The organism is Flavobacterium sp. (assembly GCF_031363805.1).
In the GTDB taxonomy this organism is placed as follows: Bacteria; Bacteroidota; Bacteroidia; order Flavobacteriales; family Flavobacteriaceae; genus Flavobacterium.
In genome coordinates this window covers 1-23,297 of sequence record NZ_JANLVD010000152.1, presented here as the reverse complement: position 1 = coordinate 23,297, position 23,297 = coordinate 1, and the positions used below count along the sequence as shown (strand labels likewise).

Sequence of the window (23,297 nt, the reverse complement as noted above, 5' to 3'; positions counted from 1 at the left end):
TTTAATAAACATCAGGTAAAACAATTAAAAACTATATTTGTTGTTTAAGAATTAATGAAAAAAATTGCACACATATTTCTTCTAATTTATTACACATTTGGCACTATTTGTTTGCCAATGAGTGATTTTTCTACTTTATCTAATTTGCCTAAAATGTACGAACATTGCAAAGCGACAGAAGATAAAGATATGAACGTGCTGGATTTTCTAACAGACCATTTAGTAAATATTGATGGTCTTTTTGACAATCACGACAACGGAGACGAACAAAAACCACATAAAACTGTAGATTTCACAGTACATCATACCGTTTGCCAAATGTTTCAAGAAATAAAAACAATTGAGTTCAAAAACAACACGCAATTTGTTGCTTCCAATCAAATTAAAATCTCAAACTATAAAAAGCCATTATATTCATTCAATATAATGGCTTCCATTTTTCGACCACCAATTGTTACTTAAATTTTTCGTAAATCCTTTTTTAAGGAAAAACTAATTATTTAAAAATTTAAGTATACAAAAATGAAAAAATTATTTTTTGTTGCACTAACTATTATATGTAGTTATGCAACCAGTTTTGCACAAACCAAAACACCAAAAGCAGTTGAAACAGCATTTAATGCAAAATTTCCAAAAGCCACAAAAGTGAAATGGGAAAAAGAAAATGCGACCGAATTTGAAGCCGATTTTATTTTAAACGGTGCCAAACGTTCTGCAAATTATAGTATTTCAGGCGAATGGTTAGAAACCGAAAGTTTAACATCTTTTGCCAAAATTCCAACAAAAGTGCAAGATGCATTCAACACGGCTCATAAAGGAGCAAAAGTAAAAGCAGTTGCGGTTATCGAAAATGCTAGAGGCGAAACACTTTATGAAATTGAAGTTAAGAAAGGATTAAAAGAAGTTGAATACTTCTATAATGCCGACGGAACTATCCACAAAAAATAAATAAAAAAGAACCCTAAAACGCCTGCGGCGTTTTGGGGTTTATTATTTAAAATTATTAAAATGAAAACTAAAATAACAATAATAACATTTTTCCTCTTTTCAGTTACCAATATTTTTGCACAAACAAAAAACGTAACGGTTTCGGGAATTATAAAAGACGAAAATAACAAAACCGCTTTACCATTTGTAAACGTAGTTTTAAAAACAGAAAGTAACAACACTTTTGTAACGGGAACAATTACAAAAGACGACGGACGATTTTCTATACCAAATATAAAATCAGGTAACTACACAATCGAAGTTTCGATGATGGGCTATAAAACCAAAACACAACCTTTGTTTATTGGTAATTTATCAGATTTTATTGATGTGGCGACTATCGAAATTTCGGAAAACACCAATACTTTAGAAGAAGTTACCGTAACATCGAAGCAAAATAATATTAGTAACAAAATGGACAAAAAAACATTTTCGGTTGCAGATAATGTTGCACAATCGGGCGGTTCGGTTTTACAAACAATGCAAAATTTACCCGGCATTACCGTTCAAGATGGCAAAGTACAATTGCGTGGCAACGATAAAATTACCGTTTTGATTGATGGCAAACAAACAGGCTTAACGGGTTTTGGCAACCAATCTGGTTTAGACAATATTCCTGCATCGGCAATAGAAAAAATTGAAATAATCAACAATCCATCGGCAAAATATGACGCCAATGGCAATGCTGGAATTATCAATATCATTTATAAAAAAAATAAAAAAGAAGGTTTCAACGGAAAAGTTGGTTATACTAATGGTTTTGGTGCTTTGTGGGTTCGTAAAGAAAACCTGCCAACCATCAGAAAACAATACCAATTAACACCAAAAGTAAATCCGTCAATTTCTTTAAACTTTAAGAAAAATAAAATAAATGCTTTTTTTCAAGGCGATTATTTATACACCGAAACGCTCAATAAAAACGAGTTTACAACTCGAACCTATAATAACGGTGAAATAATAAACCAACAAGTAAAACGAAACCGAAACACACATTTTGTAACTACAAAAGCAGGAATAGATTGGAGTATAAACGATAACGATTTGCTTACTATTTCTGGATTATTTGGTACCGAAAAAATTATCGACAATGGCGACCAACCTTTTTTTAATCAAGATTTATCCCAAAGAAAACGACTGTGGCAATTTCTTGAAGATGAGTTAAAAACAACCGTTATGGCAACGGCATTGTTTCAACACAAGTTTCAAGAAGCAGGACATTTGTACAATATTGGTTTAAATTATACTTTTCATCGCGAGGACGAAAAATATTTTTTCGATAATATTTTACCAACATCTTCAGGAAAAGATTCATTTAAATTATTATCTGACGAACAAGTTTTAGATTTGAATTTCGATTATGTAAAACCATTAAAATACGGTAAAATTGAAACAGGTATCAAATTCAGAAACCGTATTATTCCAACAAATATGCAGTTTTTTCCTGGGCAAAATTCGCCATTAGATGCCAGCGCTGGCGGAGAAGCAACTTACAAAGAATTAATTCCAGCAGTTTACGGAAATTATGTTTTTGAAAACAAAAAAATTGAAGCCGAAATTGGTTTGCGAGTAGAATATGTAGGTTTACAATATGATGTAAATCCAAATCATCCAACTTACAAGAGCGATGGCTACAATTATACACAACCATTCCCAAATGTGCGTTTGGCATACAAAATAAATGATGCAAACAAGATTTCATTATTTTTTAATCGCAGAGTTGACAGACCAAATGAAGTCGATATCAGAATATTTCCTAAATATGACGATGCCGAAATTATTAAAGTCGGAAATCCTGCATTGCGACCACAATTCACCAATTCATTAGAATTAGGTTACAAAAAAACTTGGGAAAGTGGTAGTTTCTATTCGGCATTATACCATCGATTTGCCAACGGTACAATTACACGAATTTCGAGTACAATTCCCAACAGTAATTTAATTTATGCTGTATTTCAAAATGCAGATAAAAGTTTCAATACAGGTTTAGAAATTGTTTTAACACAAGACATTACAAAATGGTATTCTATGAATTTTAACCTAAATACCTATCAAAACAAAATAGATGGCTTTACGGTTTCAAACAAATACCCCATTGTAAATTCTTTATTTATTGATGAAAGCAAAATAGTTTCTGGAAATGCAAAATGGAACAATACATTCAAAATCCCGAAAATGTTTGATGCACAACTTACAGCAATTTATTTAGCACCCGATATTATTCCGCAAGGAAAAATTGCTTCTCGTTTCTCATTAGATTTTGGAATAAAAAAAGCAATCCAAAAAAGCAAAGGCGAAATTTTCGTTAATGCAACCAATATTTTAAACTCAATGATTGTTAGAAAAGACATTCAAGGCAAAAATTTCAATTATACAAGTAGCGATTATAACGAAACACAAGTTGTACGATTTGGATATAGTTATAAGTTTTGAGCGAATTTTAATTTGTAATATATATAGAAATTTTCAAACATCTGCAAATGAATATAATGTGGAACACTGATAAAGAATATATGATAGGATTTCGGTATATTATTAAACGAAATTTTGGAGTAACTACACATTATGATAGCGATATGGGATTAGGGCTTGGTGTGAATTTGAATTATTAGAATTTATTTTTACTAAGCAGAGCAACATAAAGCATACAAATATTCTACCTGAAAATGTAGCTATTCAGAATTTAAAAAAATGAAATCGCGAATAATTCAATAAATACAATCATAAATCCGACATTGAATCCAGAAATGAAAATTCATGGATTATTTGAATTTATAAAATCGTTCAAATCGTTTTCGTCAAGAAAAATTAATGAATTGAATAATATTTCAGGTGTTTCAAATTGGCATTCGCGTTTTCATGATATTATAATTCGGGATAAGAAAATGTATCATACCATCAAAAATTATATTATCAATAATCCAAAAAAATGGAAAGAAGATCGTTATTTTAATGATTAACAAGCCAATAAATAACATTAAAATTCAAATACTTTTCCATCGTCAGCAAGCAAAACATTTTCAAATATAGTTTTTGCTTCTTGTTTAAACAATTCTATCGATTCGTATCTGGTTGAATAATGTCCTAATATCAATTGATTGCAATTTGCCAATTTTGCGATATTTGCCGCTCCTTTGGCAGTACTATGCATGGTTTTTTTGGCTAATTCTGATTCTGATTCTAGAAACGTGGTTTCATGATACAAAAAATCGACATCTTTTATAATCGGAATTATATCTTCATTATATATTGTATCTGAACAGAATGCATAACTCTTGGGTTTCTCTGGATCAAAAGTCAATGCTGAATTTGGAATTGTTGTTCCATTGTCTAAAACAATATCTTTTCCGTTTTTGATATTCTGAAAGTAACAGGTATCAATTTTATAATTTTGAACAGCTGAGACGTTGAGTTTTCGTTCCTTGGTTTTTTCTTGAAACAAAAATCCATTTGTATAAATCCGGTGTTTTAACGGAATAGTTTTTACAATAACTTTATTATCTTCAAAAATAGTTTCAGATTCGTTTGATGTTAATTCAACAAACTTTAAATCATATTGAGGCCATGAGTTAGACAATTTGAATTGCAATTTTATAATTTCCTCAACACCTTTTGGACCATAAACAACCAAATCATTTTTTCTATTTAATAAATTAAATGTCGATATCAATCCTATCAAACCATAAAAATGATCTCCATGTAGGTGTGATATAAAAATGTGATTTATAGCTGAAAATTTGATTTTATTTTTACGCAATTGAACCTGAGTTCCTTCTCCGCAATCAATTAAAAATAAGTGATTTCGAATTTCTAAAACTTGTGATGTAGGATTGGTAAAAGTTCTTGGTGTGGCTGCATAGCAACCTAATATGGTTAAATTCATTTAATTTTTCCCTTTTCTGCGGTTTCGTTCTGTTTTTATAAGAAGAAGTTCACGACTGGTTTGTCCTGCAACTGATGTATTTTCTTCGGCACGACGAATTAAATAGGGCATCACATCCTTAACAGGTCCAAAAGGCAAATATTTTGCTACGTTGTATTTTTCGATGGCCAAATTGTAACTTATATTGTCGCTCATGCCATACAATTGCCCAAACCAAATTCTATCATCATTATTTGATAGATTATTCAATTTCATTTTTTCCATTAAGGTGTACGAACTCAATTCATTGTGAGTTCCTGCAAATATTGACATACAATCAATATTTTGAATCATATAATCTATGGCAGCATCAAAATTAACATCCGTTGCCTCTTTTGATTCGCATATTGGTGATTGATATCCTTTTTCTGTAGCACGAGCAATTTCTTTTTCCATGTATGCGCCGCGAACCAATTTTATACCAATAAAAAATCCGTTTGATTTTGCTTTTTCATGCAACTTTTTTAAATAATCCAATCTGTCCCAACGGTACATTTGTAAAGTATTAAAAACGATTGCTTTTTTGGTATTGTATTTTTGCATCATTCTTTCTACCAGTTCGTCTGCTGCGTCTTGCATCCAGCTTTCTTCACCATCAACCAATAATGAAATATCATTTTCGAAAGCTTTTTTACAGACCGTTTCAAAACGATTTTCTACCCTTTTCCATTCTGCTTGTTCTACTTCATTTAAGGTTTGACCTTCGCCCAATTTTTCATACAATTCAAATCGCCCAAAACCTGTAGGTTTAAAAACTACAAATGGAATGGAATTTTTTTCTTTTGCAAAATCAATAATTTTCAAAGCCATTTGCAAGGCATCATCAAAACAAGATTCATCTTCTTTTCCTTCAACAGAATAATCTAGAACGGATGAAACGCCTTTTACATACATTTTATCAACCACTTGCATACAATCGGTTTCACTAACTCCGCCACAAAAATGATCAAAAACAGTAGCTCGAATCAAACCTTCAACAGGCAAATTAATATTAAGCGCAAAATTGGTTACAGCAGTTCCAATGCGAACCAGTGGCTCAATAGATATCATTTTAAATAAAAAATAAGCTCTGTCAAGTTCGGTATCACTTTTTAAAGCAAAGGCATTTTGAGTATTATCGAAAATCTTAGTCATAAAATAATTAATGTTATGCAAATATAATTATACTGCTGTAGATTTTTAAGCAAAAATTACTTTATTTTGCAGTGCAATTTAAATAAAAAAAAACTTCATGGTTTCCATAATTTCAAATGAATATTCTATTAGTTTTAATGAAGAAGGATTTTTGAATCTTAACCAAATTATTAAAGAAAATAAATATTCTAAAATTTTTATTATAGTCGACGAAAACACAAATAACCATTGTCTTCCCAAAGTTTTACCGATGATTGAAACTGAAGTTGATATCGAAATTATAGAACTTGAATCGGGCGAAGAAAATAAAACCATTGAAACCTGTGTACAAGTTTGGAATATTTTAATTGAATTGGGTGCCGATAGAAAAAGTCTTATAATCAATCTCGGCGGTGGCGTTATTACAGATATGGGCGCATTTATAGCGTCAACTTTTAAACGTGGTATTGCCTTTGTAAATATTCCAACAACCTTATTATCTATGGTAGACGCTTCTGTAGGAGGTAAAAATGGCGTTGATTTGGGTGGATTAAAAAATCAAATAGGAACTATAACCAATCCAGAATTGGTTATCATTGATTCTGAATTTTTAGATACATTACCTCAAAATCAAATGCGATCTGGACTTGCAGAAATGTTGAAACACGGATTGATTGCGAACAAGCAACATTGGGAAAAACTCAAAAATTTGAATAAAATTGATTTCGAAGATTTTGATAGTTTGATTTCGGAATCAATCTCCATAAAAAATAGTATTGTTATGGAAGATCCAAAAGAAGATGGCATTAGAAAAGCACTTAATTTCGGACATACATTAGGTCACGCTATTGAAACTTATTTTTTAGAAAATTCTGATAAAAAAACTTTGCTTCATGGAGAAGCTATCGCAGCAGGAATAATCATGGAAAGTTTTATATCATTAGAAAAAGGAATGATTTCTACAACGGAATTTTTAGAAATAAAAAAAACAATAAATCATCTATTTGAAAAGATAGAAATTAATGAAAACGAACATCAAAACATCATCGATTTGCTTATTCACGACAAGAAAAATGAGTACGGAAAAGTTCAATTTGCACTTTTGAATGGTATTGGAAAAATAAAAATAAATCAAACCACTGAAAACGAAACTATTATCAAAGCATTTTTAGATTATAAAAATTAATAATTTTTTAATGAATTGTTTTAATATCACATCAATATTTTTTTAAATTTGCCTTAATGGAGAACAGTAATAAAAAGACAAATTATAATTTATTCAAAAAACACAGATTTGATGGAAATTTTTGTTTTTCAAAATTCGTCAAAGAATTGTCAGCAATTTTTAAGCAGTCTTTGAGTTATTTTTATTTAAATAGTAAAGAATTAGAAATAATATTTGCAAATATTCGAGTTTGAATGTAAAGTATTAATTTTTTTTATACTTTTAATTTTTAAATCTCTGATAAATAAATGAATACTAAATATTCTGACCTTATAAACCAAACTTACTACTTCCCACAAGAAGAGTTTACCCTTGCAAAAGACAATTTAGAGTTCCATAAAATCGACTTAATGAAACTAGTTGAACAGTATGGAACACCTTTAAAATTTACATACTTACCACAAATTTCCAAAAGTATTCAAAGGGCAAAAGGTTGGTTTAGGAATGCCATGGAAAAAAACAAGTACGATGCAAAGTATTATTATTGCTATTGTACCAAAAGTTCGCATTTTGAATATATCATGAATGAAGCGTTCAAAAACGATATTCATATTGAAACTTCCTCTGCTTTCGATATTAATATTGTCGAAAATTTGATGCAAAACGGTAAAATAAACAAAAACACATTTGTCATTTGCAATGGTTTTAAACGTGACGAATACATTACCAATATTGCTCGATTGATTAATAATGGTCATAAAAAGACCATTCCGATTATCGATAATTACGAAGAATTGGATTTATTGCAAGCTGAAATTAAAGGAAAATTTCAGATAGGAATTCGTATTGCAGCCGAAGAAGAACCAAAATTTGAATTTTACACCTCTCGTTTAGGCATTGGGTACAAAAATATTGTTCCGTTTTATAAAAAACAAATCCATGAAAATAAAAATTTGGAGCTCAAAATGCTGCACTTTTTTATCAATACAGGCATCATGGATACTGCCTACTATTGGAACGAATTGGTTAAATGTATCAAAGTGTATGTTTCTTTGAAAAAGGAATGTCCATCGCTTGATAGTTTGAATGTTGGTGGCGGGTTTCCAATAAAAAACTCACTGGCATTCGAGTATGATTACCAGTACATGATTGACGAAATTATCAATCAAGTCAAAATAGCCTGTGACGAGGCAGAAGTGGATGTTCCCAATATTTTTACCGAATTTGGATCCTACACAGTAGGAGAAAGCGGTGGCGCTATTTATCAAGTTTTGTACCAAAAACAGCAAAATGACCGTGAAAAATGGAACATGATAGATTCCTCTTTTATAACCACTTTGCCAGATACTTGGGCGATTAACAAGCGTTTTGTCATGTTGGCCGTAAACCGTTGGAATGAAACCTATGAAAGGGTTTTGTTGGGCGGATTAACGTGTGATAGCGACGATTATTACAATTCAGAGCAGAATATGAATGCCATTTATTTGCCAAAATACAATAAGGAAAAACCGTTGTATATTGGATTTTTCAACACAGGAGCTTATCAGGAAACTATTGGCGGTTACGGCGGATTGCACCATTGTTTGATCCCGCAACCCAAACATATTTTGATAGATCGGGATGAAAATGGTATCATAGCCACAGAAGTTTTTTCTGAACAACAAAAAGCCGAAGACGTTCTTAAAATTTTGGGATATAATAAGTAAAATCAGGAGCTATTTCCTGCTGTACACTCTATCTTTTCTCCCGCTGAAAAAGCGGGAAAAAAGGATGACGTTTCCATCAGGGCTAGGGCAAAACAATAAATAACAAACAATTAAACAACCGGTTGAATTTTTTAATCTTTAAATTATTCAATCTTTAAATCTAAAAAATGAAAGGACCCATAAGTCAATTTATCGAAAAACATTATCTGCATTTTAATGCCGCAGCCTTGGTCGATGCCGCAAAAGGCTATGAAGAACATTTGCTAGACAATGGTAAAATGATGATAACCTTAGCCGGAGCCATGTCTACAGCAGAATTAGGAAAATCATTGGCTGAAATGATTCGTCAGGATAAAGTACATATCATATCTTGTACAGGTGCGAATCTAGAAGAAGATATTATGAATTTGGTGGCGCACAATTCCTATAAAAGGGTTCCAAATTACAGAGATTTATCGCCACAGGAAGAAAGAGATTTGCTAGACAACCATTTCAATAGAGTTACAGATACTTGTATTCCAGAAGAAGAAGCTTTTAGAAGATTGCAATCGCATTTATTCGATATTTGGAACAATGCAGAAACCAAAGGCGAAAGATATTTTCCACATGAATTTATGTATCAAATGATCAATTCAGGAGTATTGAAACAATATTACGAAATTGACCCAAAAGATTCTTGGATGGTTGCTGCAGCCGAAAAAAACTTACCAATTGTAGTTCCAGGTTGGGAAGATAGTACCATGGGGAATATTTTCTCATCCTATTGTATAAAAGGAGAATTTACAGCCACTACCATGAAAAGTGGTATTGAATATATGATGTGGTTGGCCAAATGGTATCCGGAAAACTGCGCTGGAAAAGGAATTGGATTCTTTCAAGTTGGTGGTGGAATTGCGGGAGATTTTCCAATTTGTGTTGTTCCCATGTTATACCAAGATATGGAAATGCATGATATTCCATTTTGGAGCTATTTTTGTCAAGTTTCAGACTCAACAACCAGCTATGGTTCGTATTCTGGAGCAGTACCAAACGAAAAAATTACTTGGGGGAAACTAGACATTGACACCCCAAAATTTATTGTAGAATCTGATGCCACAATCGTGGTTCCACTTATATTTGCTTACATTTTAGATTTATAATATATATGAAAAGAGTTATTGTTGATTATTCAAAGCTTACAGGAGAAATTTTAAATTTGCTCGTAGAAAAATTTCCTGACGGATATGACGATTCAGATATTGTTCGTTTTAAGAATGCTAAAAACGAAACAATTGAAGCAGTCGAAGTAAGAACTGTAGATACCATTTTTTTGGTTAAAATAAGTATGAAATTATCTGACAGAATTATTAATTATGATGAAGATGATGAATTGGCAGACGATGATGATATCGAAGACGATTCAATCGATGCTTTAAAAGAATTGGAAATCGATGAAGACGAAAATGACGACGACGATGATGTTTCTGAAAAAGCCGAATCGTCTGGAAATGATGATGACAATGATGACAATGATGATGATGACAACGATTCAAACGAGGAAGAAGATTTAGACGACGACGATGATGACGAATAATAAAAAAAAACGGATGGTTAATAGCATCCGTTTTTTTTTATTGTAATGGTTAACTCAAAAAGTTTGAAAAATTCAGATTCATACTTTATTTTGGGTTAAAAACTAAAAATGGTACAATCACTTCTTCAAGTGAAATACCACCATGTTGGTAGGTATTTCTATAATAGCTTACGTAATGATTATAATTATTTACATAAGCCAAAAAGAAATCATTCTTGGCAAAGATGTAAATACTGGTCATGTTTATGGATGGTAATCCAATCCGTTTTGGATCTCTAACTGCGTAAACATCTTTGTTTTCATAAGTTAAACTTCTACCTGTTTTGTATCGTAAGTTTAAACTTGTATTTTTATCGCCAATTACCTTTGAAGGATTCTTGCAATTTATGGTTCCGTGATCTGTGGTAATAATCAACTTAAAACCAAGTTTTTGTGCTTGTTGAATAATTTCCAGCAAAGGAGAGTTTTTAAACCAACTTAAAGTTAAAGATCGGTATGCTTTATCGTCTGAAGCCAACTCTTTCACAACATCCATATCGGTTTTTGCATGTGAAAGCATATCTATAAAATTATAAACTACAGTAACTAATTTGTTGTCTTTCAGAGCTTTAAAATTCTCTGCCAATTTTTTACCATTGGCTAAATTGGTTATTTTAAAATACTCTTGACTGATATTTAATCCGTTTCGTTTTAGTTGTGCTGCCAAAAACTCAGCTTCATACAAGTTTTTTCCACCTTCTTCTACGTCATTTCTCCAGTATTGAGGAAACTGTTTTTCCATTTCAAGTGGCGTCAAACCTGAGAAAATAGCGTTTCTGGCATATTGAGTTGCCGTTGGCAATATGGCAAAATATGGAACTTCGGATTCCAATTTGTAATGATTGTTTACTACGCTTTCAAAAGCTTTCCACTGGTCGTATCGCAAATTATCAATGACTACAAATAGTACATTTTCTTTCTTTTTAAGTTCAGGAATAACCAATTGTTTGAATAAATTATGAGACAAAACAGGTTTGTCGGCTTTCGGTTCAAACCAATCTTCATAATTCTTTTCAATGAATTTGCCAAATAGTGCATTGGCTTCATTTTTTTGAGATTCTAAAATTTGAAACATATTCTGATCGTCGATATTTTCCAATTCCAACTCCCAAAAAATTAATTTCTTATAAAATTCAATCCATTCTTCGTAAGAATTGACCATGGACATTTCCATAGAAATCTTTCTAAATTCCTTTTGGTAATCTAAAGTAGTTTTTTCAGAAATTAATCTTGAATGATCCAAATTCTTCTTTAAACTTAGCAATATTTGATTTGGATTGACTGGTTTTATCAAATAATCAGCTATTTTGGAACCAATAGCTTCTTCCATAATATATTCTTCCTCGCTTTTGGTAATCATAATTACTGGAATGGAAGATTTTTTTTCTTTCATTTCTGCCAAGGTTTCCAAACCATTCATTCCAGGCATATTTTCGTCAAGAAAAACAATATCAAAATTTTCATCCTGAAAAATATCAATCGCATCGCGACCATTGTTGCAAGTGGTCACCTCGTAATTTTTCTTTTCAAGAAATAATATGTGTGGTTTTAATAAATCAATTTCGTCGTCTACCCAAAGTATTTTGATGCTGTTCATAGCTAAATTTTATATTAAAGTTGCAATTTACAGATTATAAAACATTAGAATCTTAATATTATTGTAAAAAAAGAAGAATTTATGTTATAAAATAATTTGCGCTAACCCGTTGGGTATAATTACTGTTGTTGTAAGTTAGAGTATTTTTTGTTTAGAGAAACGGAACAAAACTTCTCGATACGCTACTCCAAGTCATGTGTATAAAGAACTTTTTTTTAATTTGATAAAAATAATTTCACAAAAATTGATTAAAATAAAATTTTATAAAGTTAAAAAAAGTTTTGTTTTGTCCTACAAGACATAGTTTGAATTTAATAGGTTATACTTTTAATTCAACTGGTTTAGTTTTTTATTTGCAAAAAACATTGACGCCATCGGGCTTTTTTTAAACTTTAAGTTTGATTATTTTACAATCTTAGGGTCTATCGAGTAAACGTATTTTTAAACACACATAATGTTTTAAAAATATAAAGATTTTATCCTTCAATCTTTCAATTATAAAATCTTTCAAAAAAATCTTTCAAAAAAAATATTTATTTTAAACCCAGAAACGCCAACTAGCTAATCTTTAATTAAACAATTTATACAACCATCATTTCATTCGATTTGATGGTTTTTTTAATTAGAATAGTAGTGTTTTTATTAATTCAAATATTTACTTTTGATATATTAAATGTCAATTCATATTATGTTATCACAAAAACTGATTCTTGGCTGTGAAGAATGGTGCACATTCCCAGATTTGAATATTCCTATTATAAAAGCCAGAGTAGATTCGGGCGCAAAAACCTCAGCATTACATGCAGTAAATATATCGCCATTTATTCGAGATAATGAAAATTGGGTGAAGTTTGATATTAATCCTATTCAGAATAATACGCGAGCAGTAAAACATTGCGAAGCCAAATTAATCGACAAAAGAGTAGTAAAAAGCTCCAGCGGTTACAGAGAACAGCGTTTTGTTATTCAGACTGAAGTGAAAATTGGTGACGATTCTTGGACTATAGAAATGACATTAACCAATCGAGATTCTATGGGTTTTAGAATGCTTTTGGGTCGAGAAGCTATGAGTGGTCGCGTTTTGGTTGATCCAGAACAAAAATATTTATTGGGTCAACCATCTCCTGAAACTATAAAATCTTTTTATCAGGGATCCGAAGAACCAAAAAGTGGATTACGCATTGGTTTATTGGCGAGTAATCCTGAATTGTATAGTAACAAACGCATTATGGAAGCTGGTGAAATGCGTGGTCATGAAATGTTTTTCTTAAATATCAAAGAATGTTACATGAAACTGGATGCTACAAAACCTGAAATTCATTATCGTGGTGGTAAAGTTTTAGATAATTTTGATGCTATTATTCCAAGAATTCGTCCGAGCATCACGTTTTATGGATGTGCTTTGACCAGACAGTTTGAAGCTTTAAAAGTGTTTTGTTTGAACTCATCTGCAGCCATTACACAATCTAGAGACAAATTATATTCACTACAATTGCTACTAAACCATGGAATTGATATTCCCACAACGGGTTTTGCAAATTCTCCATTGGATACAGACGATTTGATAAAAATGGTTGGTGGTTCTCCACTCATCGTAAAATTACTAGAAGGCACTCAAGGAAAAGGTGTCGTTTTGGCGGAAACAAAAAAAGCAGCCGAATCTGTAATTAACGCTTTTAAAAGTTTAAATGTCAATATATTGGTTCAGGAATTTATCAAAGAAGCTAATGGAAAAGATTTGCGATTGTTTGTTGTAGATGGAAAAGTAGTGGCAACCATTCAGCGAGAAGCATTGCCAGGAGAATTTAGAGCGAACATCCATTTGGGTGGCTCGGCATCCATAATTAAACCTACCATCGAAGAAAAACGTATTGCCATAAAAGCTGCAAAAGCCATGGATTTAAAAGTGGCTGGAGTAGATATTATTCGCTCTTCAAAAGGACCATTATTATTAGAAGTAAACTCATCTCCGGGATTGGAAGGTATCGAAGGCGCTACACACAAAGACATTGCTGGCGAAATGATTAGAGCCATTGAGAAAAATTTCAAAATTAAAACTACCTTCAAAACAAATGAATGAATATGTTGAAATAATTGTAAGAAGTGCATCAATTTATATTTTCATGATAATTGCTCTTCGTTTGTTTGGTAAAAAAGAATTATCTCAATTAAATACCGCAGATATTATTCTTATTTTATTGATTAGCAATTCTGTTCAAAATGCCATGGTTGGTAGCAATAGTAGCATTACAGGAGGAATTGTTGCTGCAAGTGTTTTATTTTTAATCAATTTCATTTTAAAAAAATTAATTTTTAAGTATAAAAAATTCAGTGATTTTATGCTTGAAAAACCAGAAATTTTAATTCACAATGGCATACTTGATTTTAAATCTTTAAGTAAATTAAATATTTCAAATGATGAATTGAAAGAAGCCATGCGTGAACATGGAATAGAATATTTTAAAGATGTAAAATTGGCTATGCTTGAAATAGATGGGAATATTAGCATTATATCTGGTATAAATGATTTAAAACAAACTTATTACAAACGCAAACACAATCATAAAAATTTTGTTGGATTAAATTAATCTTTTTTAATTATTGAATCTATTCTACGAATAATATTTTTTAAGAGGCTGTATCACTACTCAAAAATTAAAAAAATCAATGTATAATTCACAATTAAAAATGAAAATAGCGGTTTTTATGCATTAATAATTGCTTTAAACTGATTATTTTCTGTTAAATAAAAATATAAAGAGGAAATCTCGTAGTTATGAGACTTCCTCTTTTTTTATTTGATTGTCATATTACATTAACAACCTATAAATTATTGTTAAACTAATTTATTTATAAAACCATAAAGTCCTTTATTACGTTTATGTAATAAATAACTAAAATTTTTAATTATGAAAACAAGAAAAATTGTTTTAAAAGCTTTTCTAGGATTGGCTTTGGTATTCGGTGTAAATACATTTGCCCAAAAATCTGTAATGGTTGGTGGCGCAGCAATGCTACCTTCTAAAAACATTATCGAGAATGCAGTAAACTCGAAAGACCACACAACGCTGGTAGCCGCTGTAAAAGCTGCAGAATTAGTAGAAACATTGTCAAGCAAAGGACCATTTACAGTTTTTGCACCCACAAATGCAGCTTTTGATAAATTGCCAAAAGGAACTGTTGAAACTTTGTTGAAACCAGAAAACAAAGCGATGTTGCAAGGTGTTTTGACTTATCATGTTTTAGCAGGGAAATTTGATAGCAAAGCAATTGCTGCTGCAATAACTGCTGGAAACGGAACTGCTACATTTCCAACCGTACAAGGTGGAAAACTAAAAGCATCTATGGTAGGAAAAAAGTTGGTTTTAACCGATGAAAAAGGTGGAAAATCTACTGTTACTATTGCCGATGTAAATCAGTCAAACGGTGTAATACATGTTGTAGATGCTGTGGTAATGCACAAATAGAATCTCATGTGTTTTATTATAAAAATCCCGTTTATTCGGGATTTTTTTTTACAAAAAATCCAAAACAAAAATATTACATTTGTCCAAACTTTAATGCAATTTAAATAAAATGAAAATAGTAATTTCTCCTGCAAAGTCCTTAGATTTTGAAAGACAACTGCCTACAAACAAATCATCGAAACCATTATTTTTAAAGGAAGCTAAAATAATTAATGCGACATTAAAAAAACTAAAACCATCAGATTTATCGGAGCTGATGCATATTTCAGATAATTTGGCACAACTTAATTGGGAGCGAAATAAAATATTTAAAACACCATTTACTCAAGAAAATGCAAGACCTGCAATTTATGCTTTTAATGGCGACGTGTATTTAGGACTCGACAGTTATTCTATTCCTGAAGATAAGTTAGAAACATTACAAAATAAACTTCGAATACTTTCAGGTCAATACGGCATTTTAAAGCCATTCGATCTGATGCAAGCTTATAGATTGGAAATGGGAACACAATTACAAATTAATGAAACTAAAAATTTATACGAATTTTGGAAAGAATCATTAACCAATACTTTAAATAAGGAATTGAAAAAAAACGAATTATTTATTAATTTGGCTAGTCACGAATATTTTTCTGTTATTGATGTAAAAAAACTAAAAGTACCTGTTATAACACCAGAATTTAAAGATTATAAAAATGGAAAACTTAAAATGATATCTTTTTTTGCTAAAAAAGCCCGCGGATTGATGGTGAGATATATTATTGATCATGATGTGGAAACTTTAGACCAATTGAAAGCATTTAATTATGAAGGTTATTTGTTTGATCAGAATTTATCAAAGGGAAATACTTTGATTTTCACAAGATGATTTAACCACAAAGGACACAAAGATTTTCACAAAGAGCACAAAAGTATTTAAATCAATCAAATAAAAAAGTTCACAAAAAATAATTTTTTCTGTGAACTTTGTGAAAATCTTCGTGTTCTTTGTGGTTTAAAAAATTTAATCATTCATAGAAATCAAAAATTCTTCGTTGTTTCTGGTTTTCTTAAATCTATCATTTATAAATTCCATAGCTTCTACTGGATTCATATCTGCCAAATATTTACGCATTATCCACATGCGCTGAATGGTTTTTTCGTCTAATAACAAATCATCGCGACGCGTACTTGATGAGGTTAAATCTACAGAAGGGAATATTCTTCGGTTTGCAATTTTACGATCCAACTGCAATTCCATATTTCCTGTTCCTTTAAATTCTTCAAAAATAACTTCATCCATTTTGGAACCAGTTTCAGTAAGTGCGGTTGCAATAATGGTAAGCGAACCACCATTTTCAACATTACGAGCTGCTCCAAAAAAACGTTTTGGTTTTTGAAGCGCATTGGCATCAACACCACCACTCAACACTTTTCCTGAGGCTGGCTGAACTGTATTGTAGGCTCTAGCCAAACGTGTGATTGAATCTAACAAAATCACGACATCGTGACCACATTCGACCAATCTTTTTGCTTTTTCAAGTACAATATTGGCAATTTTTACGTGTTCTTGTGGCTCTCTATCAAAAGTTGAAGCCACCACTTCGCCACGAACACTTCGTTGCATGTCTGTAACTTCTTCTGGGCGTTCATCAATTAGCAAAACCAACAAATATACTTCTGGATGGTTGGCTGCAATGGCATTGGCAATGTCTTTTAACAACATTGTTTTACCAGTTTTTGGCTGGGCGACAATCATACCTCTTTGCCCCTTGCCTATTGGCGAAAATAAATCAATAATTCTAGTAGATATTGAACTCCCTTTTTCTGCCAAACGAAATTTTTCTGTTGGAAATATTGGTGTCAAATGCTCAAAGGAAACTCTGTCGCGAACTACTTGCGGATCGTGACCATTTATTTTTAAAACGCGAACCAGTGGGAAATATTTTTCACCTTCTTTGGGTGGTCGAACTACTCCTTTTACGGTATCGCCAGTTTTTAAACCAAATAATCGCACTTGCGATGTTGATAAATAAATATCATCTGGAGACGCTAAATAATTATAATCGGAAGAGCGTAAAAATCCATAACCATCTGGCATCATTTCCAAAACACCTTCGCTTTCAATTATGCCTTCAAACTCATAATCTGGTTCTCTGAAATTGTTGCTGTTTTTATGTTTTGCGTTTGGATTTTGATTTTTGTGGTTTTGATTTGGATTGACTGGTTTTGTAGGTTGTGAAACCTCCATATTTTCAGCAACATCAGTTTGATTTTCAGCTAAATCTTCAGTATCTGTTGAAGTTGCTTCTGGCTTAGTTATTTTATTATTTTTTCGATGAGAATTATCAACTTTAGTAACATTATTTTCATCTTTCGTAAAACGAATTACTTTTGGAACACGTGGTTTTAAATTTTCTTTGGGCGCGTTTGATTCAATAATTTCTGGTTTTACTTCCACTTTTGGTTCTTCAAAAATAATTTCTGGTTGAACAATTGTGGGTGTTTTTATTGCTTTTGGTGTTGCAATTTTTGGACTATCGTTTTGAGTAATTCTCGTTCTTTTTGGTTTTTCTTCGTTCGATGAAGATTCAATTAAAGGTGACGATACTTTTTCAGGATTTGCAGCTTGGTAATCCAATATTTGATAGACTAATTCTTCTTTTTTAAGAACTCTATACTTATTAATTTTTGCGTTTTTAGCAATCTCTTGTAGCTCAGGGAGCTTCATTTCTTTTAAAACAGAAATATCAAACATAAATTGATGTTGTAATTAAATTATTTTTGTAGAATGTAATAGTAATGTGATTTTTTTGAAACTTATATATTCCGAAGTATGAAGTTCTTACGGATTGACTATGCAATAATACAAATTAAATTTAAGTAAACAATAGTTTTTTATAAAAAGAAAATATATTTTTGTGTTTTAATTTTCATTTTTATGATTCAAAGAATTCAAAGTATATATTTATTTCTATGTATGGTTACTACAGGAGCTTTACCTTTTTTGTTTAGCCTCTGGACACTCGAAAATGGAGATATTTATTTTTTTATGAGTAGTATGGTATATGTGATTTTTTTTGGACTGAGTACATCGTCATCAATATTAAGCATTTTAAATTTTAAAAAAAGGAAACAACAGTTTGTTTTGAACAGATTGAATATAATATTGAACTTAATTTTACTAGGATTATTTGTGTATCGTACACTAAATTTATCAGGAGAAACCTTGGTTTCGAAGAATGGTATTGGGATTTATCTTCCTATTCTTGCTATCTTACTATTGGTTTTGGCCAATAGAGCCATCAAGAAAGATGAAGATCTCGTAAAATCTGTGGATCGGTTGAGATAAACCTTTCATCTTAGTTTATTAGTGCGGGAAAATCCGTTCCGAATTTCGGGACGGATTTTTTATTTTATCTAACTAAAATTAGTGAGGGAAAAATGATTAATATTGGCTATTTGTAGTAAATTTATATTCCAATACATTTGACTACATTATTAAAACATGGAAAATAAAATAAGAATACATTTGGCCGATGATCATCAAGTACTTATTGATGGTATTTTGGCAGTTTTAAAAACCAATCCAAACTTTGAAGTCGTGGGTTTTTCTTTAAATGGGGAAAATTTAGTAGATAAAGTTGCAAAAGACAATTCTGATGTTTTGGTCATGGATATTAACATGCCAGAAAAAGATGGAATTCAGGTACTTAGGGAATTTAACGAAAAAGGATTTACCTGTAGAGTAATTATTTTATCAAGTTATGATGATGTGAAATTGATAAAAGAAGTCATCAAACTAGGCGCAAGTGGTTATTTAACAAAACAATGTGCCGGAGAAAATATAATAGATGCCATATCGACTGTTGCACAAGGAAATCAGTATTTTTCATCGTCAGTTAAGGATAAAATATTTAATGCATTAACTGGGAATACCCAAAACCAACCATACGATGTTAATGAAGTTATAGCTAGTATTACGTCTAGAGAATTAGAAATACTAAGTTTGATAACTAATGAAAAAAGCGGTAAAGAAATTAGTGAAATTTTATTTATAAGTACGAATACCGTGGAAACGCACAGAAAAAATTTAATGAAAAAAATAAATGTCAAAAGCTCCATAGGTTTAGTGCTTTTTGCCACAAAACACAATTTAATAGAGATAACTACATAAAACTATTGACAAATTTAAACCCCTAAAACAAATAATATGAGTTACAACACGCTAGGTCTTTATGATTTTAACAAAATTAATAATAGCGAATTTAAAATTACTTTCGAAATACCAGACAACTGTTTTTATAATTTTTCTGAATTAAACGGTGAATATTTTATTGCCATAAAATTAAATCCAGGGCAAACACAACCATCTACATCATTTGTTGGGCATTCTGAAAAAGCATTAATCATAAATCAAACATTGGTAACCAAATTTGAACAATACGAAAAATCAGGCGTATTAAAAAATCCAACAGCTGTAATTGGTGGCTAAGTGCTACATATATATACAAATTGGTATTTTATTAATATCACACACAATGTGCTTTGGTTTTCAAAATCCGAAAATCAAAGTGGATTCTGTTGCTATCTATTTAGAAAAAAATAATTCTTTTAAAGCCATCAATTATTTGAGAGAAAAATCTCTTATCTGTTTAAAAAACAAAAAATATAAAGATTACTGCGACGTTGCATTACAAAAATCTGATTTGTACGAAAAATTTAATGACAAAGAAAATGCATTAAAAACTTTATTTGAAGCGTTGCAAATTGCAGATAGAGAAAATTTGGTTGAATCACAAGCTTATCTATATAGAAAAATTGGAAGTCTGAATGCTTCCATGTTTGAATATACAAAAGCGAGAAAATACTTAAATAAAAGTAGGAAAATTTGCTCAAAATTAAAAAATAGAGATTTACATATCCAATTAAACCAATCGCTTTTTTATCTGCATTCTGTGACTGAATCTGATAGTGCGAAATACTTTTTAAATCAAATTCTTCATTTTTCCAAAGATTCAAAAGATTTAAATTTATTATTCAGCAATCATGAAAATTTTTTTCATTACTACAATTCAAAAAATCAAAACATAATAGCAAAAAAACACCTAGATTCTGCTTACGCTATTGCTATAAAAATAAATAATAAAAATTCTATAGCAAATTCAAAAAGCAATTTGGGCTATTATTATATGACTGTCGAAAGTGACTACGAAAAAGGAAAAAAAGAATTTTTGGAAATATTAAAAATGTTTCCAAATAAAGAAAATCCAAAAATTATTGGAAGTACCTATTTGAATATTTCTTATGCTTACGAGAAATTGGGTGATTATAAAAAAGCGCTTGAATATTCCAATAAATATTTTGAGATTTTCGAAGAGGTGTCTTCTGGAAGGTTTATAAAATCTAATCAGGAAATTGAAACAAACTATCAAATAGATAAGGTAGAAAGCAAATTCAATGAAAAACAAATTGAAATAGAAGACAAACAAACTAGAAATCAAATATTGCTAATTATTTTTGCTTCGTTATTTGTATTGGCTGGTTTTATTTTTTATTTCTATTATCAAAATTTACTACTCAAACAAAAAAATAAAATAAAAGATATAGACAATAAGTTGCAATACAAGATTATAAGCGCCACTCTTGATGGGCAAGATCAAGAAAGAAATAAAATATCTGGCGTTTTGCATGATCACGTAAGTGCCATTTTATCTTCGGTGGGACTTCATTTGTCAGCTTTTGAAAGTAGTCTAAATACTGAACAAGTTGACGAACTTAAAAAAACAAGATTACTTTTAAAGGAAGCACATGATAAAGTAAGAGATTTATCGCATGAACTTGTTTCCCCATTACTAGTAAAACTTGGCTTACAATTTGCTCTAAAAGATTTATGCGAAAATAATTCAAATTCGCTTATTGTATTTGATTTTAATTCCAAATTGGAAAAACACATTCGATTTGATCAAGAATTTGAAATTAAAATTTATTATATAGTTTCCGAACTTTTAAATAACGTAATCAAACACAGTAATGCTTCTGAATGCTATGTTGGAATTGAAAAAATAGACAACCAATTACACATTATTATTAAAGACAATGGAAAAGGATTTGTTGTGGCTGATGTAAATAAAACAAACGGTTTTGGAATTACCCAAATTCGAGCAAGAGTTAAAAATATGCAAGGTGATATTAAAATAAAATCTGTACTAGAACAAGGTACAACTATAAATATAAAGGTGAATTTTTAAAACGAGACCACTTGATAAATAAATTATTCAAATTAAAATGGTTATTAATTATTTCTGCAATGACTTGCCAGTATTGCCATGCAATTCAAAAAACAAAGTCAGAAACAGATTCAATTCCAATTTATGTTGAAAAAAATAATGTGATTAAAGCTATAGAATTTGCTAGAAAAAAAACATTAATATATTTAAAAAATAAAAATTACAATGCATACTGTAAAATAATACTAGAAAATGCAGATTTATTTGAACAATTTAATGACAAAGAAAATGCTATTAAAATACTTTTTAAAGCCCTTCCTATTGCAGAAAAATACAATCTTAAAGAGAGTCAAATATCAATATATAGAAAACTAGGCGATTTAAACGGTCAAATATTTGAGATTACCAAAGGAAAAAAATATTTAAAAATCGCTGAGAAAAAAGCTTTAGATTTTGATAATAAAGAACTCATCATTAGAGTTTATAGAGGTTTGTTTAAAATACATGCCGCATCAAATTCTGACAGTACTTTTTATTTTTTAAAAAAAATAGGCTATTATTCAAAAAACTCAAAAGATAAAGAAATTATTTATAAAAATTATTCAAATTATTCTCAATATTATTTATCTGTGAATGAAAATATATTGGCAAAAAAATATTTGGACAGTGCTTATAATTTAGCACTTGAAATTGGCGATAAAAAATTCATATCTAGATCATACGGAAATCTAGGTTATTATTATGTAACTGTCGAAGAAAATCATGAGAAAGCAAAAAATATTTTTTTAGAAATACTTAAAAATTTTTCTGAAAAAAATGATCCAGAAATTACAGGAAATGGTTATTTGAATGTTGCGGCTGCTTACAAAGGTTTGAAAGACTATAAAAATGCACATATTTATCTTGAAAAATATATAGCATTGCAAGATGATATTGTTAATGGCAGAATAAACCAAGCAAACCAGGAACTTGAAACTAAATATGCTATAAATAAAGTAGAAAGTGAATTTAAAAACAAAGAAAAACAACTAAGTAGCAAGCAGGAAAGAAATCAAAAATTGCTATTGGTGTTTGCCTTTTTGTTTATTCTTGCCGGTTTTATATTTTACTTCTATTATCAAAATCTTTTGCTAAAACAAAAAAATAAAATTAAAGATATTGACAACAAATTGCAGTATAAAATTATCAATGCCACGCTGGACGGTCAGGATCTCGAAAGGAATAAAATATCTGCAATATTGCACGATCAAGTGAGCGCAATTTTATCTTCTGTAGGACTGCATTTATCGGCATTTGAGAGTGACTTATCCAAAGAAAAAATTGAAGAACTTGTTAAAACACGAATTCTGCTTAAAGATGCTCATGATAAAGTAAGAGATTTGTCGCACGAATTGGTTTCTCCTCTTTTAGTGAAATTTGGACTTCAGTTTGCCTTGAAAGATTTGTGTGAAAACAATTCAAACTCAATAATTTTATTTGATTTTCAGTCGAATATCCAAAATGATTTTAGATTTGAAACTGA

The 23,297-nt window shown here is 30.5% G+C and carries 21 protein-coding genes and 1 pseudogene; 18 read left to right on the top strand and 4 right to left on the bottom strand.

The genetic code is table 11. From position 1 onward, the window contains the following. The first annotated feature begins 54 nt into the window (after positions 1-54). From RMN92_RS09090 to RMN92_RS09070, 5 genes are all read left to right on the top strand, one after another. The gene (locus tag RMN92_RS09090) at positions 55-462 is read left to right on the top strand and encodes a hypothetical protein (RefSeq protein WP_309609148.1); all 408 of its coding nucleotides are present in this window, start codon (positions 55-57) and stop codon (positions 460-462) included. A 60-nt stretch (positions 463-522) separates the two neighbouring features. After that, positions 523-948 (top strand): PepSY-like domain-containing protein, encoded by a 426-nt coding sequence (locus RMN92_RS09085; protein WP_309609147.1) that lies wholly within the window; start codon positions 523-525, stop codon positions 946-948. 60 nt (positions 949-1,008) lie between these two features. Further along, positions 1,009-3,417: a TonB-dependent receptor domain-containing protein gene (locus RMN92_RS09080; protein WP_309609146.1), complete on the top strand. Its 2,409-nt coding sequence runs from the start codon at positions 1,009-1,011 to the stop codon at positions 3,415-3,417. Positions 3,418-3,464: 47 nt separating this feature from the next. After that, positions 3,465-3,596: a hypothetical protein gene (locus RMN92_RS09075; protein ID WP_309609145.1), complete on the top strand. Its 132-nt coding sequence runs from the start codon at positions 3,465-3,467 to the stop codon at positions 3,594-3,596. 135 nt (positions 3,597-3,731) lie between these two features. Beyond that, a complete protein-coding gene (locus RMN92_RS09070; protein WP_309609144.1) occupies positions 3,732-3,944 on the top strand; it encodes a transposase in 213 nt (70 codons plus the stop codon). Positions 3,945-3,961: 17 nt separating this feature from the next. Here RMN92_RS09070 and RMN92_RS09065 read toward each other — a convergent pair whose 3' ends face one another. Next, positions 3,962-4,867 carry a ribonuclease Z gene (locus RMN92_RS09065; RefSeq protein WP_309609143.1) on the bottom strand — a complete coding sequence of 302 codons (906 nt, stop codon included), beginning with the start codon at positions 4,865-4,867 and terminating at the stop codon, positions 3,962-3,964. After that, complete coding sequence (locus RMN92_RS09060) at positions 4,868-6,040, bottom strand: proline dehydrogenase family protein (RefSeq protein WP_309609142.1); 1,173 nt, start codon at positions 6,038-6,040, stop codon at positions 4,868-4,870. A 97-nt stretch (positions 6,041-6,137) separates the two neighbouring features. Here RMN92_RS09060 and aroB point away from each other — a divergent pair, with 97 nt between their 5' ends. The 4 genes from aroB to RMN92_RS09040 all read left to right on the top strand — a co-directional run bounded on the left by aroB (position 6,138) and on the right by RMN92_RS09040 (position 10,463). Next, positions 6,138-7,205, top strand: coding sequence for a 3-dehydroquinate synthase (gene aroB / locus RMN92_RS09055; protein WP_309609141.1), 1,068 nt, complete (start codon positions 6,138-6,140; stop codon positions 7,203-7,205). Positions 7,206-7,492: 287 nt separating this feature from the next. Further along, a complete protein-coding gene (locus RMN92_RS09050) occupies positions 7,493-8,890 on the top strand; it encodes an arginine decarboxylase (protein ID WP_309609140.1) in 1,398 nt (465 codons plus the stop codon). 167 nt (positions 8,891-9,057) lie between these two features. Continuing rightward, the gene (locus RMN92_RS09045) at positions 9,058-10,029 is read left to right on the top strand and encodes a deoxyhypusine synthase family protein (protein ID WP_309609139.1); all 972 of its coding nucleotides are present in this window, start codon (positions 9,058-9,060) and stop codon (positions 10,027-10,029) included. 5 nt (positions 10,030-10,034) lie between these two features. Next, entirely contained in the window at positions 10,035-10,463 is a 429-nt protein-coding gene (locus RMN92_RS09040) for a DNA primase (RefSeq protein ID WP_309609138.1), read from the top strand. 85 nt (positions 10,464-10,548) lie between these two features. On the opposite strand, the gene RMN92_RS09035 is transcribed toward RMN92_RS09040, so the two are convergent. Further along, positions 10,549-12,099 (bottom strand): bifunctional response regulator/alkaline phosphatase family protein, encoded by a 1,551-nt coding sequence (locus tag RMN92_RS09035; protein ID WP_309609137.1) that lies wholly within the window; start codon positions 12,097-12,099, stop codon positions 10,549-10,551. Between the two features lie 688 nt (positions 12,100-12,787). Between RMN92_RS09035 and rimK the strand changes: the two genes are divergently transcribed. The 4 genes from rimK (at position 12,788) to yaaA (ending at position 16,434) form a co-directional block, all read left to right on the top strand. Beyond that, positions 12,788-14,179, top strand: coding sequence for a 30S ribosomal protein S6--L-glutamate ligase (gene rimK / locus RMN92_RS09030; RefSeq protein ID WP_309609136.1), 1,392 nt, complete (start codon positions 12,788-12,790; stop codon positions 14,177-14,179). Next, a complete protein-coding gene (locus RMN92_RS09025) occupies positions 14,172-14,687 on the top strand; it encodes a YetF domain-containing protein (RefSeq protein WP_309609135.1) in 516 nt (171 codons plus the stop codon). Before rimK ends, RMN92_RS09025 begins: the two co-directional genes overlap by 8 nt. Before the next feature lie 321 nt (positions 14,688-15,008). Beyond that, positions 15,009-15,566 (top strand): fasciclin domain-containing protein, encoded by a 558-nt coding sequence (locus RMN92_RS09020; protein WP_309609134.1) that lies wholly within the window; start codon positions 15,009-15,011, stop codon positions 15,564-15,566. A 109-nt stretch (positions 15,567-15,675) separates the two neighbouring features. Further along, the gene (yaaA, locus tag RMN92_RS09015; protein ID WP_309609133.1) at positions 15,676-16,434 is read left to right on the top strand and encodes a peroxide stress protein YaaA; all 759 of its coding nucleotides are present in this window, start codon (positions 15,676-15,678) and stop codon (positions 16,432-16,434) included. A gap of 135 nt (positions 16,435-16,569) precedes the next feature. On the opposite strand, the gene rho is transcribed toward yaaA, so the two are convergent. Further along, the gene (gene rho, locus RMN92_RS09010) at positions 16,570-18,303 is read right to left on the bottom strand and encodes a transcription termination factor Rho (RefSeq protein WP_309609132.1); all 1,734 of its coding nucleotides are present in this window, start codon (positions 18,301-18,303) and stop codon (positions 16,570-16,572) included. Between the two features lie 183 nt (positions 18,304-18,486). On the opposite strand from rho, the gene RMN92_RS09005 reads away from it, so the two are divergent. The 5 genes and pseudogenes from RMN92_RS09005 to RMN92_RS08985 form a co-directional block, all read left to right on the top strand. Then, positions 18,487-18,897: a DUF4293 family protein gene (locus tag RMN92_RS09005; RefSeq protein ID WP_309609131.1), complete on the top strand. Its 411-nt coding sequence runs from the start codon at positions 18,487-18,489 to the stop codon at positions 18,895-18,897. Between the two features lie 156 nt (positions 18,898-19,053). Beyond that, positions 19,054-19,722, top strand: a complete 669-nt coding sequence (locus RMN92_RS09000) for a response regulator transcription factor (protein ID WP_309609130.1) — start codon at positions 19,054-19,056, stop codon at positions 19,720-19,722. Between the two features lie 36 nt (positions 19,723-19,758). Then, complete coding sequence (locus RMN92_RS08995; RefSeq protein WP_309609129.1) at positions 19,759-20,040, top strand: hypothetical protein; 282 nt, start codon at positions 19,759-19,761, stop codon at positions 20,038-20,040. Positions 20,041-20,086: 46 nt separating this feature from the next. Then, positions 20,087-21,796: a sensor histidine kinase gene (locus RMN92_RS08990; RefSeq protein ID WP_309609128.1), complete on the top strand. Its 1,710-nt coding sequence runs from the start codon at positions 20,087-20,089 to the stop codon at positions 21,794-21,796. A gap of 11 nt (positions 21,797-21,807) precedes the next feature. After that, a pseudogene (locus tag RMN92_RS08985) lies at positions 21,808-23,297 on the top strand (histidine kinase); the annotation flags it as partial.

Bases quoted from the DNA above. Each gene is read 5' to 3' on its own strand.
- RMN92_RS09050 (WP_309609140.1), top strand. From the start codon at position 7,493: ATGAATACTAAATATTCTGACCTTATAAACCAAACTTACTACTTCCCA.
- RMN92_RS08995 (WP_309609129.1), top strand. From the start codon at position 19,759: ATGAGTTACAACACGCTAGGTCTTTATGATTTTAACAAAATTAATAAT.
- RMN92_RS09090 (WP_309609148.1), top strand. From the start codon at position 55: ATGAAAAAAATTGCACACATATTTCTTCTAATTTATTACACATTTGGC.
- RMN92_RS09070 (WP_309609144.1), top strand. From the start codon at position 3,732: ATGAAAATTCATGGATTATTTGAATTTATAAAATCGTTCAAATCGTTT.
- RMN92_RS09060 (WP_309609142.1), bottom strand. From the start codon at position 6,040: ATGACTAAGATTTTCGATAATACTCAAAATGCCTTTGCTTTAAAAAGT.
- RMN92_RS08990 (WP_309609128.1), top strand. From the start codon at position 20,087: ATGTGCTTTGGTTTTCAAAATCCGAAAATCAAAGTGGATTCTGTTGCT.
- RMN92_RS09040 (WP_309609138.1), top strand. From the start codon at position 10,035: ATGAAAAGAGTTATTGTTGATTATTCAAAGCTTACAGGAGAAATTTTA.
- yaaA (WP_309609133.1), top strand. From the start codon at position 15,676: ATGAAAATAGTAATTTCTCCTGCAAAGTCCTTAGATTTTGAAAGACAA.
- RMN92_RS09080 (WP_309609146.1), top strand. From the start codon at position 1,009: ATGAAAACTAAAATAACAATAATAACATTTTTCCTCTTTTCAGTTACC.
- RMN92_RS09065 (WP_309609143.1), bottom strand. From the start codon at position 4,867: ATGAATTTAACCATATTAGGTTGCTATGCAGCCACACCAAGAACTTTT.
- rho (WP_309609132.1), bottom strand. From the start codon at position 18,303: ATGTTTGATATTTCTGTTTTAAAAGAAATGAAGCTCCCTGAGCTACAA.
- RMN92_RS09000 (WP_309609130.1), top strand. From the start codon at position 19,054: ATGGAAAATAAAATAAGAATACATTTGGCCGATGATCATCAAGTACTT.
- rimK (WP_309609136.1), top strand. From the start codon at position 12,788: ATGTTATCACAAAAACTGATTCTTGGCTGTGAAGAATGGTGCACATTC.
- RMN92_RS09005 (WP_309609131.1), top strand. From the start codon at position 18,487: ATGATTCAAAGAATTCAAAGTATATATTTATTTCTATGTATGGTTACT.
- RMN92_RS09075 (WP_309609145.1), top strand. From the start codon at position 3,465: ATGAATATAATGTGGAACACTGATAAAGAATATATGATAGGATTTCGG.
- RMN92_RS09025 (WP_309609135.1), top strand. From the start codon at position 14,172: ATGAATGAATATGTTGAAATAATTGTAAGAAGTGCATCAATTTATATT.
- RMN92_RS09035 (WP_309609137.1), bottom strand. From the start codon at position 12,099: ATGAACAGCATCAAAATACTTTGGGTAGACGACGAAATTGATTTATTA.
- RMN92_RS09085 (WP_309609147.1), top strand. From the start codon at position 523: ATGAAAAAATTATTTTTTGTTGCACTAACTATTATATGTAGTTATGCA.
- aroB (WP_309609141.1), top strand. From the start codon at position 6,138: ATGGTTTCCATAATTTCAAATGAATATTCTATTAGTTTTAATGAAGAA.
- RMN92_RS09045 (WP_309609139.1), top strand. From the start codon at position 9,058: ATGAAAGGACCCATAAGTCAATTTATCGAAAAACATTATCTGCATTTT.
- RMN92_RS09020 (WP_309609134.1), top strand. From the start codon at position 15,009: ATGAAAACAAGAAAAATTGTTTTAAAAGCTTTTCTAGGATTGGCTTTG.